Genomic DNA, 14,936 nt, shown 5'->3' on the forward strand with positions numbered 1-14,936 from the left:
CGCACCTAAAGTCGCGGGAATCCCACCATGGGATTTCAGGCCGACCGGTTCGACCCTAAGGTTTCAAGACGCATACGTTCCAAGCGTCTCTTGCTGGGCTTCAGCATCGGCTTGGCTGTCTTGCGGGCCGGTCAACCGGCCCCCTTCCTCAGCCGAGTCATCGCCATCCGTGTGTTCTCTTGAATGGCTCTCTCCGTTGAGGTAGCGGTCAGCAATATTGAGCGCGGCGTTGATGTCCGCGTGGTACTCCGATACCCAACACTCCGTGTTGGAACACTTGAACGTCGCTTGGTTGGGGCGGTAGCCCTGTTCTCCGCAACAGTGGCACGTCTTCGAGGTGTACGCGGGATTCACCGTTTCGACTCGAATCCCTTTCTCGGCTGCCTTGTAGCGAATCTGAGCGTGCATCTTTGCGAAGCCCCAACCGTGGAGCCGCCGGTTCATAAACGCGCCGTAGTCCATGTTCTCACGGATGTGCGTCAGGTCTTCCAGAACCAGTACGGGATTCTCGAAGTGGTCGGCATAGGCGACGACCTCCGACGTGACCGTGTGGAGTATGTCGTCAATCTGTCGCCAGAGCGAATTCCCGTAGGACTCTGCGATATGTTCGCTTCCGCGTTGCTGAAGGCGTCGAGTCGCCGTGAAGTACGTCTCACGGAGTTGTCGAACCCGCTTGCCTTCGTCGTTCCAGAGGTTGGGTGTAGCCGGGGAGCCACGCTCGTCACGGTGACACACCGTTAACAAAGAGGCTTCCCTGATGTCTACCCCAATCGGCGTTTCGGACGTCGAACTGGGTCGTTCCTCCACGTCTCGTGTGGCGACGACGTGTAAGTACCACTCGCCGCCCCGGTCGAACAGCCGACACTCGCCCATCTCCGCGTCCCCTGCGTGCAACGCTTCCAGCCACCCCCGCTGTTCGGGATTCGGTTGTGCAGGGAGCCACAGGTTGTAGTCGTCGTGGTGCGGGATTTTGACGTACCACTCGATGGCGTTCTGTGGCTTGTGGTCGAGCTTCGGCCCTTCGTTCGTGAACCGAACGGGATGGTCGTCGTGAATCTCTTCCGCGTCGTAGCTCCCACCGCAGAGTTGCGGGACGTACTTCTTGAGCGCATTTTTCGCGTACCCTGAAAGGTCGTAGTTGACCACCACGTCGTTCGTCGCCGACTGTATGGTGCAGTTGGCATTGAACGCGGCTTCGAGGGCGTCTTGGTACGCCCGTTTCGTCTCACAGAGCTTCCGATGCTTGTGGGCGTTCGGCTCCACAAGCTTGAGTTCCAGCGTCTCAGTGAGTTCAGTCACGTGTCTCCCTCCTCGTGACGTCCCGAGAAACGCGCCGCGTTTCTCGTGTGCCAAACAGAACTCATGAGTTCTGTTGACGCCGGATGTAGTCTTGCACCCTTTCGCTGGAAACGTGTCCCGCTGTGCCCGCGTAGTAACCGCGTGCCCACTTGATTTTCTCGCCGTCGTGGTCGGCGTGACGGTGGTTGTACTTCCGCGAACTGATACCTTTGAACCAATTGGCGAGAAGGGACGGGGCGTGTTTCGGCGGGCTACTCACAAACAGGTGTACGTGGTCGGGTTGGACGGCGAGGTCGATAATCTCCAACCCCTTCTCGTCGGCGATTTTGTGGAGGATTCGGCGCACACGGTCGGCGACTTCGTTAACCAGCACCGAGTTGCGACACTTCGGCAACTACACTATGTGGTAGTTGAGGTTGTAAGTCGCGTGCCGTGTGGTCTTCATCCCTGTTGCACACTATGGAAAGATACTACCTTAAAAATGTCGAATGGCGTGGGAAATCCAGTGGTTCGTAGCAACGTGGTTCGGACACACTATGCCTACCGCTCGACCCGCGCCTGAAGACGTGGGTATGCGCTCGCACTATGTATCAGCGTCTGCTGCCGGGTTCAGGCTTATCCGACCGTTCGTGGTAGCACGTGGCCTGAATCAGCGATGTCACGAGTGAGTCCGTACCCGAACCGCCAGTCGCGAGAGGTGGCGGCGACGTGAGAGTATCGGATCTACTTGCTGGCGAGCGCTCGACGCCGTCCGCGCTGCCGAACTTCGATTCGACGACGGTGTTCGTCCGGGCCGCGGCCAGATACCTCCGGGGGGAGGAGTTCCCCGCGCTGGGGATGATCCACCCGAAACTGGCGCCGCTCGGCGCACGGCTGAACCACCTGCCCCGGAGGGCGCGGACCGAGTTCTACACCCGAAGTGGCGCGAACGAGGGCGTCTCGCCCGACGACCTCGGCGACGTCGACGTCGAGGAGTTTCGGGAGTGGGTCGTCGACCAGTACCCCGAGAAGGGGTATCCCGCGGTCGTCGTCGGCTCGAGCAACGGCGCGGCGGTCTACCTCGCGGCCATGCTCGGCGTCCCGTGGCTGCCCCAGACCTTCCTCGTCCCGATTCGGCGGGAGATGGACCCCGACGCGATCCGCGAGGACGTCCAGTGGGGCGAAGCGCACGCGGAGCCGTTCCTCGAGGCGAATCCGGACGTCTCCGTCCACCAGATGCACGATCCGAACCAGGACCGGCTGATGGTCCAGAAACTGGCGTACTTCCGGACGAAATCCCATACGCTCGGCGACGCCTACGAGGAGTTCATCGACACCGTGCTGGCTTCGGACGGGACGATCGTCTCGCTGGAGTGCGAGTACGACTGGCCGGCGATCGAACTGGGCGACCGCCACAGCTTTCAGGTCGGTGGTCTCGGGGGCCTCAGTCCCGAAGAGTACTACGAGGGCAGCGACAACGTCGCGGAGTTCCTCGCGCGACAGGACGCCGGGATCCGCGAGTGGGACACGCCCGAACCCGATGGCCGGATGCCCGAGTCAGAGTGGGGGTTCGAACCGGCACTTCGTGAGGACGTGAAGCGAGTCGCGGACGAGCGGGGCTACGACCTGCGCCGGCTCTCGTTCGACGACCCGCGGGACCTGAGCCCGTTCGTCGCGGACTGGTACCGGGAGCGCTACGCCGAGCGGGATCGGCCGGTCGAGCGGTTGCTCGTCCAGTCGTTCGCGCTAGTCGAACCCTGGTGGACCATTCGAACGGGATCGGTGCCCTACTGGGCCGCGTTCAATACCGAATCGGACGCCGACTTTCTGGAAGAGTACCTCGAGAACACCGAGCAGTACGACGAGATTCGCGCGACGCTGTTCGGACACGGCGTCGAGTCGGCGGGGCTGGCATCGACGGACCGCTGGCTGGAGGTCCTCTCGCGTGCACGTGACGAGTACGGATTCGTCGGCGTCGACGCCGACGAGTTCCCCTACGACGTCGAGACGCACGTCCGCTACCACCGGGACCTGCCCGACGAGATCGAGGCGCGACACGCGCACCTGCCGCCGCTGTCGTTCGACCGATTCGACTCGATTACGAGCGATATCGCCGACGAGTACGCGATCGAGTGGGACGAGATCTGAGCGAGCAGAGTCGTTTCCTCCACCGCTCGAGGTCGACGCCCTCAGAACAGGATCAGGAGCGCCGTGAGGGTAATCGCGCTGGTCGCGAGAAACGCCACGAGGACGACGATCGCGGGCGTTACGCCGGTAGTTCGAAGATCGGCGAGGCGGATTTCGGTCCCGAGACCGACGAACGCGAGCACGAACAGCCAGTCGTAGGCGTTCTCGATCGAGCGCTGTTGTGCCGGCGAGAACACGCCCAGACTCGCGACGAGCGCGAGGACGAGAAAGCCGAGGACGAACGTGGGGAACTCGTCCCAGAGCGTCCGGAGGGACGGACGGCCGCCGCCCTCGTGGCGGGCGTAGTGACTCGCATAACCCAGTACGACGACGCCGATCAACGCGTTCCGCGAGAGTTTCGTCACCGTCGCCCACTGCCCGGCCAGCTCCGAGTGTGCGAAGCCGACTGCGACGACCGGTCCCGTCGAAAACATACTGAGGCCGGCCCAGATCCCGAAGACCCTTCCGGATAGTCCTAACAGATCGCCGATGAGCGGGTAGACGACGATCGTGATCGCGTCGAACAGCAACACCGTCGCCGCCGCGTACGCGATGTGTTCCTCCCGGGCGCGGATCGCACCGGCGACCCCGACGATCGCCGACACGCCACAGATGCTCGCACCGGCCGCGAGCAGCGAGCCGAATCGTGCGGGTAACCCGAAGACGTTTCGTGCGAGCAGTTCGACGCCGACGAGGGAGGTCCCGACCGCAGCGAGAAGGAGGACGAACACGGGGACGCCGACCTCGAAGGCGGTTTCGACCGTGATGGACGCACCCATAAGAACGATTCCGGCAGCCAACCACAGGTTGTGCGTCGCGATTCCCGGTGCGAGCCGGATCGGGATGCCGACCAGATTCGCCGCGAGGAAACCCAGTGCGATTGCGAAGAGGAGGTGATTGACACCGAGTGACGTCGCGAGCGTTCGTGCCAGCACCGCACCGAGACAGAGCACGAGCACTCCCGGACAGAGTCGTCGGACGAGCATCTCGTTACCGCAGGGGCCGTCCCTCGAGTGCATCGACGCGCACAACGAAAGTCCGACTGGCGACGACGGTCTTCCAGCCGCGTTCAAGCACCGACCGGCTCGTCGAAATAGCGCCGGCGGACGACCGCCGTTCATCGCTCGACATGTATTCGACCACCACGCGCCGTCGCAGTTAACGGTTGGCTATCTCGGCGGCGGCAGCGAAGACGGGGTCCCGGTGGTGCGGCGCACCGTTCCGACGACGGACGAGAACCGGGACAACCGTGGCCATGCGCACTCGAGCTATTTCCGTCTCTGGCCCCTCGTATGGTCCATGGTCGACGAGGAACACGGCGAGCCCGACGAGCACCTGAAACGCGTCCGCGAACGCCTCCAGCAGGCGACCGAAACCGCCGATCGACCGATCGACACGCAGCTGAACTCGATCACGGCGGGCGTCTTCGAGGAACAGGAGGGCGACCGGACCCAGTCCGAGCCGGGACCGAAAGCCGACCGGATCGCCGAAGTCGCGGAGAAACTCGACGGGCTGGCCGGGGAGGCATCGGGCGAGACGGTCGATCACGTGCTGGCGGCTCGAGACCACTGCCTCGAGTACATCGAGGAAGGCGGTGGCGACGAACGGTCGACGGACGGGTGAACGCGAGCGACCGAGAGCCGACCTCGCCTCGGGTCACCGGTCGACGCTGCCGAGCACGATGTCCAGACTGCCGAGCGAGGCGATGAGGTCCGCGACGTACTCGCCTTCGGACATCTCCGGCAGCGCCGAGAGGTTGTGGAAGCACGGACTGCGGATCTTGAACCGGGCCGGCGAGTTCGAGCCGTCGGCGCGGATGTAGACGCCGAGTTCGCCTTTGGCGATCTCGACGGCGCGGTACGTCTCGGTCCCCGCGTCGGGCTTGAGCGTTCGGGGCACGTTGCTCTGGACGGTTCGCTCGTCCTCGGGCCACTCCTCGAGCAGGTCGAGACACTGTTCGACGATCTTCGCGGACTCCTCGACTTCGTCCATCCGGACGAGGACGCGCGCGTGATTGTCGCAGCCGTCCCTGGTGACGACGTCCCAGTCGAGGTGTTCGTAGTAGCCGTAGGGGTCGTCGCGCCGAAGGTCGTAGTCGATCCCGGAGCCGCGGGCGACGGGGCCGGTACAGCCGTAGTCCTTGGCGACGTCGGGCTCGAGAACGCCCGTATCGATCGTTCGAGCCTGGAAGATCTCGTTGCCCGTGATCAGGTTGTGGTACTCGTCGACCTTGGCGGGGAGTTCGTCGAGGAAGTCCCGCGTCTTCTCGATGAACTCGTCGCGCGGCCGGGGGAGGTCCCACGCGACACCGCCCAGCCGGAAGTAGTAGAACATCATCCGCTGGCCGGTGAGGTCCTCGAGGATGTCCTGGACGACTTCCCGGTCGCGGAAGGCGTACTGGAAGATGGCCGTGAAGTCGCCGTAGACGTCCAGCGCGAAGGTGCCGAGCGCGAGAAAGTGGCCGAGCATCCGCCCGAGTTCGGTCGACATCGTCCGCAGGATCTGGGCGTACTCGGGGACCTCGATGTCGGCGAGGTCCTCGATGGCGCGGGCGACCGCCCACTCGTTGGGGAGGTTCGCCGTGTAGTCCCACCGGTCGGCGTAGGGGATGATCTGGTGGCGATAGGTGCCCGACTGGCACATCTGCTCCTCGCAGCGGTGCAGGTAGCCGACGTCGGGGTCGACGTCGACGACCGTTTCGCCGTCCAGCGTCGTCTTGAGGTGGAGCACACCGTGGGTCGCGGGGTGGTGTGGTCCGATGTTCAACAGCATCGTGTCGCTCTCGGGGTCGTGGTGGTCGGGCTGGATCGGGTTGGCGTGTTCGGCGAACTGGACGACCTGTGGCTTCTGCTGGTCGTAGTCCAGCGCCAGCGGGTGGCCCTGCCAGGTCTCGGGGAGCAGGATCCGGCGCGGATCGGGATGGCCCTCGTACTCGATCCCGACGAGGTCGAACGCCTCGCGCTCGTGCCAGTCCGCCGTTCGGAACACCGGCTCCGCGGACTGACAGACGGGATCGCTCTGGGGCAACTGCGTGATCAGCGTCACCTCGTGCGTTCGCTGATCGTACTTCGTCAGGTGGAGGATCGACTCGTAGCGGTCCTCGTACTCCTGGGGCGTGAGACACGAGAGGTGGTCGAACCCGGCCTCGTCGCGAAGGAGCGTCAGCACCGCTTGCACGTCGTCCGGTCGAATGATGAACGCCGGCGCGTTCTCGTGATCGTCTCGACCGAGCGTGTACTCCTCGAGCAGCGCCTCGAGTCGCTCCTCGTCGACACCCCCCTCCCGGAGGTGATCGTACTCGGGATCGATATCCGCCGGCTCGTGCTGGTGTGTTTCGCTCATTGGGATCCCCTCGTCGCGCCGCGGAGACGGTGGCGCATATGTCTGCAGCGTACGATTGATGCGGAGTTGAGGGTTTTCCCGGCTCGCAGTGACTGTCTTCGCCGGCGAAAGGGATTGGGGCGGGTCGGCGGTGGAACGGACGGTCAGCCGGCCCGGTACTGGTACTCCGTCCACAGCGCGGCGGCGACGGTGAAGTCCTCCGCGCTCGCGTAGCCGCGCTTGACGTAGGGCTCGCCCTCGAGCGTACAGACCTCCAGAAAGTTCCCGTACGGCTCGAGCAGCGCCTCGACGCGCTCGAGTTCCCGCCGGGCGCGGTCGTCGTAGCCGTACCGGCGGAGACCGAGTGCGTACATGAGGCTGTTCCAGGGCCAGATGTGATAGTGGTAGTCCCGGTGCAGGAGAAAGAAGGGGTGAACGGCCGCGTGCGAGAACGGTTCGGCGCGCATCGCGAGCCCGTACGGCGTGTCGAGACCCTCGAGCGAGGAGACGATCGAGGCCGCGCGGTCGTCGTCGACGAGACCGAGATAGAGCGGGACGACGTTGGCGTCACAGGCGAGAACGGGCGAGCCGCGACTGCGACCGCGACCGCGGCCATAGCCGCGATCTGCGGTGCGGTGCTCGTCGAAGTGCCGTCCGTTCCAGAGCTGCGAGTACAGCGCCTCCCGGATGGCCGCCGATTCACCCGTGAACACCGTCTCGATGTCTCGCTCCTCGAGGCGTTCGACCGCGGCGAGCAACACCGCGGTGTTGTACGTCTCCCGGGGCGCGGCCGCAGAATCCCACCAGGAGCTTCCCGATCCGGTGACGAGGCCGGAGTCGGCGACGAACCGCTCGCGGTGGACGGCCGCGAGGTCGGCGATGGCGTCGGCGTGCTCGCGAAGGCAGCCACACTCGGCGAGCAGCAAGACGAGCGCGGGGAACGTGTCCACTCCTTCCGCCGGCGTCGCGGCGTGGAACCGGTCGTGAAAGTCGGTGTAGAAGACGTCACCGTCCGCGAGTTGGTCGACGAGCCACCGTCCGGTCTCGGCGACGGCGTCGTCGAATCCCGCCGCGGAGAGTCCGCGCGCGCCGAACGCGAGGTCCCGCGGCCAGACGCCGCGGAAGTGCCCGCCCGCCTCGAACCCCCGCTCGGCTCGATTCGTCAGGATCGTCTCGGCCGCGCGCTCGAGCGAGCCGTGGTCCCGAAACCCGCGGCGGCGTTTCTCGACGTAGTGTGCGAGGCGCCGCTGGAACTCTCGAGCGTAGTACCGGCCGATCCGAACGGCCTCCATGATTCCACCCAAGGGGTCGCGTTCGGAAGTGCAGTCCGGCTGCACAGGACGGCGGTCCGCGAGTCCAGCGCCCATCGCGAGAGGTACCGATCGCTATCCGTACCGGTCGAAATCGCCGTGTACTCGGGCCCTCCGCACGCGTCGGCAACCCGCTCGCACAACCGAATCTCCTATGAACACGGCGAGCAATACCTCGGGATATGACAAAGCGGTACGTCTCGCTCCCTGACGAGGCGGAGGCGGGAATGCGGGAGTTCATCGACGAAGTCGACCGGCGACTGGCCAGCGACGAGGACACCTGCTCGGTCGTCGAGGACGTCCTGATAGACCTCTCGGGCGATCGCGAGGCCTACGAGCGCTGGCAGCGCGGCGAATCCGTCTCGCCGGCCGAGCGCGTCCGGTTGCAGAGCTACGATCCCTGTAACACCACCCTCGAGAGCGAGTACTACGCCGAGAAGGACGAGGAACGGTTCCGCCGATCGAAACACCTGCAGTGGCTCTGGCGGCAGTTCGATAGCCTCCCGATCGCCGACAACGTCGAGTTCGCGCTACGGTTCCGGCGGATGCTCGCGGACCACCTCTTCGAGGAGTGCGGGGATGGCTGCCGATTCTTCAAGGGGATCACGTTCACCTACGGCCACAACATTTCGATCGGCGACAACACGGTCGTCCACGACGAGGTCCACCTCGACGACCGCGGGAAACTCACCATCGGCGACCGCGTCTCGGTCTCGGACGGCGTCCACGTCTACAGCCACGATCACGACGTCGTCGACCAGACCGCGGTCCGCAACTACCACACGGTCGTCGAGGACGACGTCCGGCTCACCTACGACGCGATGGTCCGTGCGGGCTGCAAGGTCGGCGAAAACGCGATCGTCGGCGCGCGCGCCATCGTCCAACACGACGTTCCGGCCCACCACATCGCCATCGGCATGCCGGCCAAGAGCGTCAAGATCAAACCCGGCTGGGAGGACGCCGCGGTACCCATCGAGGACGCCGGCGTCAACCGCCAGGAGGAGCGACGCATCGAGTACGACCTCCCCGACGATCTCGAGGTCTTCGACGAGTTCGGTCGCGATCTGTGACCGAGTCGGGGTCGCTCCCGTCGATCTCGGACACGGTCTACCGCCGTCCCCACCCGACGTCGTCTCACTCCCACTAGGAGCCGGAATATTCGTCTCACTGCGACTCTCTCTGTGCGGTGATGCAGGGAATATCCAAGTGCCTTGAGACCGTATGTCATGGTGATGGAGCTCTGGGGCTGGCTCATCGGATACGTGGTGCTGTTCACCCTCCTGCACCTGTTACTGTACTACGTGTACGTCAAGGGCGACGACGGCGAGAACGCGGGGTCGCCCGGTGAGGGTGCGGGGTCACCCTCGTTCGCCGATCCCGACCGCGTGAGCCCGCACAGTTCGCCCGGCCCCGACAGGTACCCCCGTGCATCCGACGACGTCGACGACCCCGAGGAGTTCGAGGAACGCCACGAACTCGAGTTCGACGGCGAGACGATCCGCTGTCCGCACTGCGGGGCCCGAAACGAAGCCGATCAGACGTTCACCTACTGCTGGAACTGTATCTCGACGCTTCGGCGGTGAGCACCGTCCGTCGAGTGTGACAGCGTCCACCCTCTCGAAGTGCCGGCTATCCGTGGCCAACCGATCGTATCTAAAGAGAGTCGCGAAAAATAACGGTGTGAGAGAGTCCGACTCGATACGTTCAGACGGTAATGAACGATTACGCTTTTGGTCTCTAAACGCAGAGAGTGACACGACGCCGAACAGGTATGTACAGACAGAACTCCCCGCACGTCTCGCAGTCTCGCTCTCCACCGGTGTATCGCGCGACACACGACCCGTCCGGTCCGGCGACGCTCAGCACGACGGTCGTTCACGCACTGTCCGACTGTCTGGACGTCGACGTCACCGACAGCCGAATCTCGCTGTACGACACCGTCGATCCCGACGCGCTCGACGCCCTCTTTCGACCGCGCCACGACGGCCGGCCGCGAAGCGGTGGCTCGCTCTCGTTTTCCGTCCACGGCCACTACGTCACGGTCGACAGTGACGGCGAAATCCTGATCGAACCGCCCGTGACGCGGTAGCGCCCGGCGGTTCGGTTCGCTCTCGAGTGACGATACGTGCGGAAACGCACCCGATGGAACGGTCGGTAGCCGCGGCCGCGCTCAGGCGCCGAGTTCGTCCGCGAGTCGCTCGAGGTGATCCACGCCGACGACGGCGACGACGTCTCCATCGGTAGTCGCTCGAAGGTCCTCGAGGCGGTCGATCATACAGCGCTCGCGGGTCTCGTCGCGGTAGGCGAGCGCGCTGTCGTCGGTCTGGACGCTACTGAGCAGCGCCTGAACGCTGGCGACGTGGGAGCGTTCGTGGTCGGCCTGTCGTTCCGGCGGGTCGTCGTGATCGCAGTCGTACTCGATCGGATCGTCGCAGGTGACGGTCATCGACGTCGCGTGCGTCAGGGTCGCGGCGACGCGACAGGTCAGCGCCTCCCGCGTCGCGCCGCCGAGACTCGAGATGACGCGTCTGGCCGTCGACGTCGAGACGCGGTCGGCGATCAGCCGCGTCACGAGCTGGCGCAGGAACGACCAGTTCGGGGCGTCGATCCCGACGACGTCGGCGTCCGACGCGGCGCGGATCGCCGCGCTCATCTCGCCGCCGAACCGCGGCGGCGCTTCGTCCGAGCCGTCGCGAGCGTAGGCGCGGTAGAGGGGGAGGGCGGCCGTCGGTAGCTCGAGGGCGAGCGTGTCCGGCGCGACGGACTCGAGGACGCGCTCGACGCGGGCGATGCTTGCGGGGTGGTCGTGGACGACGCCGAGGAGGAGACAGTCACCCGACGGCCCGGACACCCGCCGACAGAACTGGGGGGTGATCCGGGGGTCGTCGAACGACGCGGCGAAGGAGGGAGCTTCGTCCATTGATCGACTGGTAATACGCGACTACCGGCATAACCCTTCTGTTGTAGTTGGCGACAGTCGAGGTTCAAACGGGCGGTTTCGCGGGTAAGGAGTACCTACTCGGGCGATAGCGGCCTGTTCGATCGTAACTGTTGGATGGCCAATGGGAACGGTTTTGCCGCTTTATTGTTCGCGCATCCGTCTGACCGGTAGGGTCCGACCACCGACCTGTCGAGCCGACAGCGGGCTGCGATCGGCCGTTCGACGCCCGATCGGTCCGGTGCGTGGGCGGACCGTTGGCTCACTAATGACCGAGGAGACGATCACCAAGGCTGACGAGGGAAAACGGGTGGTAAACGCCGACGGGACGGAGGTCGGTCGACTCGTTGACGTCCGCGACGACCACGGGTACGTCGAACCCGATCCGAGTATTACGGGGACGATCAAAGCGAAACTCGGCTGGGCGACGAGAAGCGACGAGGCTCATCCGCTCGACGAGGGTAGTATCGAGGAGATCACCGACGACGCGGTCTATCTTCGGGGCACGCTCTGTCAGTGAGTGTGCGGCGCTTCCCGCGTGTTTCAACCGAGTGACGTGATGGCTCGAGGAGCGATCACGCAGCATCGACCGACATCCACCACGCGCCGGTTAGGTCAGGAGACGAGCGGAGCGGTTAGACGCCGGTGCTGTACCGCAGGATACCGGCGAAGCCGCCGAAGGCGTTGTAGAGCTGTTCGCCCTTCTCGAAGTCCGTCGAGATGAACTTGGTCTCGGTGCCGCGCTGTTCGGCGATCTCGATGAGGTGGTCGATGGCGTCCTCGCGGTCCTCCTCGGTCGCCTCGACGTCGGACCCGCAGTCGGTGCAGGTGTGTGACGGCGTGTTCTTTCGTCGGTCGACGACTTCGCGGTCGGTGTTCCCACACTCGCCGCAGTCGTAAGTGATGACGTCCTTCCGGAGGTCCTCGCTGATCAGGAGCCGATCGACCGCACCCATCATGAGGTTCCGCCGGGTCTGTTCGAAGCCGTAGGTCGCGAGATCGCCCGCGTTGAGTTCCTTGAAGAACGTCTCCATCTCCTGTTTGTCCTTCATCACCTCGGCGTCGGCGAGCGCCTCCTCGGCGTTGTCGACCAGATCCTTCAGGCCGGACTCGTCGGTGTAGGCGACGTCGAACTTGCCGATGACGTTGTCCTGAATCTCGTGGTGGAGGTAGTCACCGTCGAGGAACTCGTCTTTCGTGGGCGAGGGACCGCCGACGAGGATGCCGTCGAGTTCGTGCCGTTTGGGAACGAACAGGTCGTTGGCCATACCGGCGACCTCCTGATAGAAGTTGTCGATGGCCTCGAGGCGCAGTCGGGCGAATCGCTGGGCGGACTGGCCACCCTTTCGCTGCTTGCCGGGGACGAGCGACGAGGCGGACTTGACCGGCTCGATGCGTTTGCCCTTCAGCCAGCCGACGTTCGCTTCGCGGCGGTCGAGGACGATCAGGCCGTAGAGCCCCTTGTCCGCGAGCATGTGCTCGAGCGGTTCCGTGAGGAAGTCCGAGTCGCAGTGATAGCGGAAGGACTCGACGGGCTGTGGCGGGCTCTCGAGGACTCTGGTGACCATCTCGGTCCGGCCCCCGCTGGAGTCGACCGCCCCGGAGAACAGCACCAGGCCGTTGTCCGGCGGGTAGGTATCGTAGTACCGGAGTCGGTCCTTGATACTCGTCAGCGCGTCCTGGACGGCCGTCCGGGTCTGCTTGGACTTGATGTTGGCCGCCTCGCTGTGTTCCTGCGTGACGTGCTGGACGACGTCACTGATCTGTCTATCGTCGGGAACGTAGATCGTTACGAGCTGTGTCCCGGAGCCGTCGAAGTCCTTGAGATCCTCGATAACCTTCCGGAACTCGTATTTTTTCCGGTCGGATTGCTCCTGCTCGCCCTCCTGGCTCATTGTCCGTACAAAACGGTGCTGTGGGTAAGAATCCTTTGACACACCTGTCGACGTGGTACCGACTGCCGGACGAGCACCGGCGTCCAGTTTCGTTCGGGACCGTGTCACTCCCGTTTCAATTTCGGGACACGAGTCGCGTGCCGACGTGACGATTTAAGGTGCTCCCGTTCTACAGTCCGTACAGTACTTGAGTATGTCTCACGAGACGGTCTATGCTATTGCGAGCGGGAAAGGTGGCGTCGGCAAGACGACGACGACGGTAAACCTCGGCACGGCCCTCGCGGAGGCCGGCGAGCGCGTCGCGATCGTCGACGCCGACCTCGGAATGGCGAACCTCGCCGGGTTCGTCAGCCTGTCCCCCGACTCGACGACGCTTCACGACGTGTTGTCCGGTGGCGCATCGATCGACGACGCCACCTACAGAATCACGGAGAACATCGTCGCGGTTCCGAGCGGTACCAGCCTCGACGAATACGCCGATACCTCCCCCGAAGGGCTCCGCGACGTCGTCGCAGAGCTCCGAGACCAGTTCGACTACGTCTTTCTCGACGTCGGCGCGGGCGTCAGCCACGAAACCGTCCTCCCGTTAGGGCTGGCCGACGCCGTCGTCCTCGTCTCGACGCCCGAACCCGCCGCCGTCCACGACTCGAAGAAAACGCTCGAGCTGACCGAGCGCGCCGGCGGCGAGATCGCCGGACTCGTGCTCACTCGAACGCGACCGGACAGCGACGTCTCCTACGACGAAATCGCGACCCGGCTGGAGACACCCCTGCTCGGCACGGTTCCCGAGGATCCGGCCGCCCGCGAGAGCGTCTACGCCGGCACGCCCCTGGTCGTCTACCGCCCCGACGGGCCGGCCGCCACGGCCTACAGACGGCTCGCAGCGGATCTGGCCGGGATCGACGTCGCAGAGACGGCGGCCGACGCGACCGCCGAGGACGACGGCGACCAGTCGACCGACGATAGCGACCGCACTGACGACACCGACCCCGAATCCGGTACCGGCGTCTCGACTGCCGACACGACAGCCACCGACGACGAGTCCGACGGTCGAGAGGCGGCCCACGACGACGTCTCGAGTGCGATCACGGAAGCGGAATCCGATTCCTGAGCAGGGGATACCCGGTCCCGTCACTCGGATCCGCGCTCGAAAGCGGTCACGGCCCCAGTAGGCGGTTCCTGTACGGTTGTATCACCGGAAAGAGCGCTGACCGACAGCCGTTCTTGAAAGTCTTCGCGGAGAGAGATTTCGCATAGTTTGTCTCTACTGAACGGAGTAACGACCGCCATCTAACGCGGTCCCTCTCCGATTCGGCGCCGACAGCGACCGATTCCGCCGTTTTACCGCCGCTCCACGATAGCTATCCACCATCACGCCGCACAGACTGTAACGAACTGATTACTAATCATATGTGTTATCGATGGCTCGAACATGGAGCGACGAAAAATCCTCCTTGGCAGTGGCGCAGCGCTCGCAACCGCACTGGCCGGTTGTTCCGGCGACGAAACCAGTGACGGATCCGACGACGAAAACGGCGGATCCGACCCGAACGGCAACGGTGACGCCAACGGTGACGAAAACGGCGGCGACAAAGACACCGACGGAACCGAAACGGACGACATTCCCGGGTTCGACGGCAAAAAACTGGACGTCGGCAGTGACGCGATATCGGTCAAACAGATCGACAAGAAAGGCGACAAGATCGAGATCCTCGTCGAGACGGATATCACCGATCGCGAGAAACTGTACGCCGAACTCGAACACATCGCGAACCACCACGACGACGCGATCGTCGATCTCGAGGCGTTCATCGCCGAGATCAAGACCGTCGAGTGGATCATCGAACACGAGAAGACGACGGTCGCCTCGTTCTACGTCAACGTCGACTGGATCGTCGACTACCTCGAGGACGACATCTCGAAAGACGACTTCTACGACAAGGTCAAGCAGACGGCCGAGTGACGACGGCGACCGAGCGAACGTCCACCCGGCCCGATTCGGCGACT

General features: G+C 64.4%; 15 protein-coding genes. 8 read left to right on the forward strand and 7 right to left on the reverse strand.

The window, feature by feature from the left end:
• Positions 1-63: 63 nt before the first annotated feature.
• Complete coding sequence (locus ACSFC7_RS23355) at positions 64-1,299, reverse strand: RNA-guided endonuclease InsQ/TnpB family protein (RefSeq protein WP_436345394.1); 1,236 nt, start codon at positions 1,297-1,299, stop codon at positions 64-66.
• A 61-nt stretch (positions 1,300-1,360) separates the two neighbouring features.
• On the reverse strand, positions 1,361-1,693 hold the full coding sequence (gene tnpA / locus ACSFC7_RS23360) for an IS200/IS605 family transposase (RefSeq protein ID WP_436345396.1): 333 nt from the start codon (positions 1,691-1,693) through the stop codon (positions 1,361-1,363).
• Positions 1,694-2,007: 314 nt separating this feature from the next.
• Here tnpA and ACSFC7_RS23365 point away from each other — a divergent pair, with 314 nt between their 5' ends.
• Positions 2,008-3,426 (forward strand): hypothetical protein, encoded by a 1,419-nt coding sequence (locus ACSFC7_RS23365; RefSeq protein ID WP_436345398.1) that lies wholly within the window; start codon positions 2,008-2,010, stop codon positions 3,424-3,426.
• 41 nt (positions 3,427-3,467) lie between these two features.
• Here the strand turns inward: ACSFC7_RS23365 and ACSFC7_RS23370 are convergent, their stop codons facing one another.
• A complete protein-coding gene (locus ACSFC7_RS23370) occupies positions 3,468-4,451 on the reverse strand; it encodes a YeiH family protein (protein WP_436348028.1) in 984 nt (327 codons plus the stop codon).
• Between the two features lie 313 nt (positions 4,452-4,764).
• Between ACSFC7_RS23370 and ACSFC7_RS23375 the strand changes: the two genes are divergently transcribed.
• Complete coding sequence (locus tag ACSFC7_RS23375) at positions 4,765-5,088, forward strand: DUF7553 family protein (RefSeq protein ID WP_436345400.1); 324 nt, start codon at positions 4,765-4,767, stop codon at positions 5,086-5,088.
• 33 nt (positions 5,089-5,121) lie between these two features.
• Here the strand turns inward: ACSFC7_RS23375 and ACSFC7_RS23380 are convergent, their stop codons facing one another.
• On the reverse strand, positions 5,122-6,807 hold the full coding sequence (locus tag ACSFC7_RS23380) for an NADH-quinone oxidoreductase subunit D (protein WP_436345402.1): 1,686 nt from the start codon (positions 6,805-6,807) through the stop codon (positions 5,122-5,124).
• Between the two features lie 143 nt (positions 6,808-6,950).
• Positions 6,951-8,078, reverse strand: a complete 1,128-nt coding sequence (locus ACSFC7_RS23385) for an MGH1-like glycoside hydrolase domain-containing protein (RefSeq protein WP_436345403.1) — start codon at positions 8,076-8,078, stop codon at positions 6,951-6,953.
• A gap of 200 nt (positions 8,079-8,278) precedes the next feature.
• Here ACSFC7_RS23385 and ACSFC7_RS23390 point away from each other — a divergent pair, with 200 nt between their 5' ends.
• The 3 genes from ACSFC7_RS23390 to ACSFC7_RS23400 all read left to right on the forward strand — a co-directional run bounded on the left by ACSFC7_RS23390 (position 8,279) and on the right by ACSFC7_RS23400 (position 10,185).
• Positions 8,279-9,166, forward strand: a complete 888-nt coding sequence (locus ACSFC7_RS23390; RefSeq protein ID WP_436345405.1) for an acyltransferase — start codon at positions 8,279-8,281, stop codon at positions 9,164-9,166.
• A gap of 162 nt (positions 9,167-9,328) precedes the next feature.
• The gene (locus ACSFC7_RS23395) at positions 9,329-9,679 is read left to right on the forward strand and encodes a DUF7577 domain-containing protein (protein WP_436348029.1); all 351 of its coding nucleotides are present in this window, start codon (positions 9,329-9,331) and stop codon (positions 9,677-9,679) included.
• 188 nt (positions 9,680-9,867) lie between these two features.
• On the forward strand, positions 9,868-10,185 hold the full coding sequence (locus tag ACSFC7_RS23400; RefSeq protein WP_436345407.1) for a HalOD1 output domain-containing protein: 318 nt from the start codon (positions 9,868-9,870) through the stop codon (positions 10,183-10,185).
• A gap of 81 nt (positions 10,186-10,266) precedes the next feature.
• On the opposite strand, the gene ACSFC7_RS23405 is transcribed toward ACSFC7_RS23400, so the two are convergent.
• Positions 10,267-11,016 (reverse strand): hypothetical protein, encoded by a 750-nt coding sequence (locus tag ACSFC7_RS23405; RefSeq protein ID WP_436345409.1) that lies wholly within the window; start codon positions 11,014-11,016, stop codon positions 10,267-10,269.
• A gap of 286 nt (positions 11,017-11,302) precedes the next feature.
• Between ACSFC7_RS23405 and ACSFC7_RS23410 the strand changes: the two genes are divergently transcribed.
• Positions 11,303-11,554, forward strand: a complete 252-nt coding sequence (locus ACSFC7_RS23410; RefSeq protein WP_436345410.1) for a PRC-barrel domain containing protein — start codon at positions 11,303-11,305, stop codon at positions 11,552-11,554.
• Positions 11,555-11,669: 115 nt separating this feature from the next.
• On the opposite strand, the gene prf1 is transcribed toward ACSFC7_RS23410, so the two are convergent.
• On the reverse strand, positions 11,670-12,929 hold the full coding sequence (gene prf1, locus ACSFC7_RS23415; RefSeq protein ID WP_436345412.1) for a peptide chain release factor aRF-1: 1,260 nt from the start codon (positions 12,927-12,929) through the stop codon (positions 11,670-11,672).
• A 193-nt stretch (positions 12,930-13,122) separates the two neighbouring features.
• Here prf1 and minD point away from each other — a divergent pair, with 193 nt between their 5' ends.
• Both minD and ACSFC7_RS23425 read left to right on the forward strand, forming a co-directional pair.
• The gene (minD, locus tag ACSFC7_RS23420) at positions 13,123-14,040 is read left to right on the forward strand and encodes a cell division ATPase MinD (RefSeq protein ID WP_436345414.1); all 918 of its coding nucleotides are present in this window, start codon (positions 13,123-13,125) and stop codon (positions 14,038-14,040) included.
• Between the two features lie 321 nt (positions 14,041-14,361).
• Positions 14,362-14,892, forward strand: coding sequence for a hypothetical protein (locus tag ACSFC7_RS23425; protein WP_436345416.1), 531 nt, complete (start codon positions 14,362-14,364; stop codon positions 14,890-14,892).
• Positions 14,893-14,936: the final 44 nt, after the last annotated feature.

The sequence above is a fragment of the Natronorubrum halobium genome, from assembly GCF_051351675.1.
Taxonomy (GTDB): Archaea; Halobacteriota; Halobacteria; order Halobacteriales; family Natrialbaceae; genus Natronorubrum.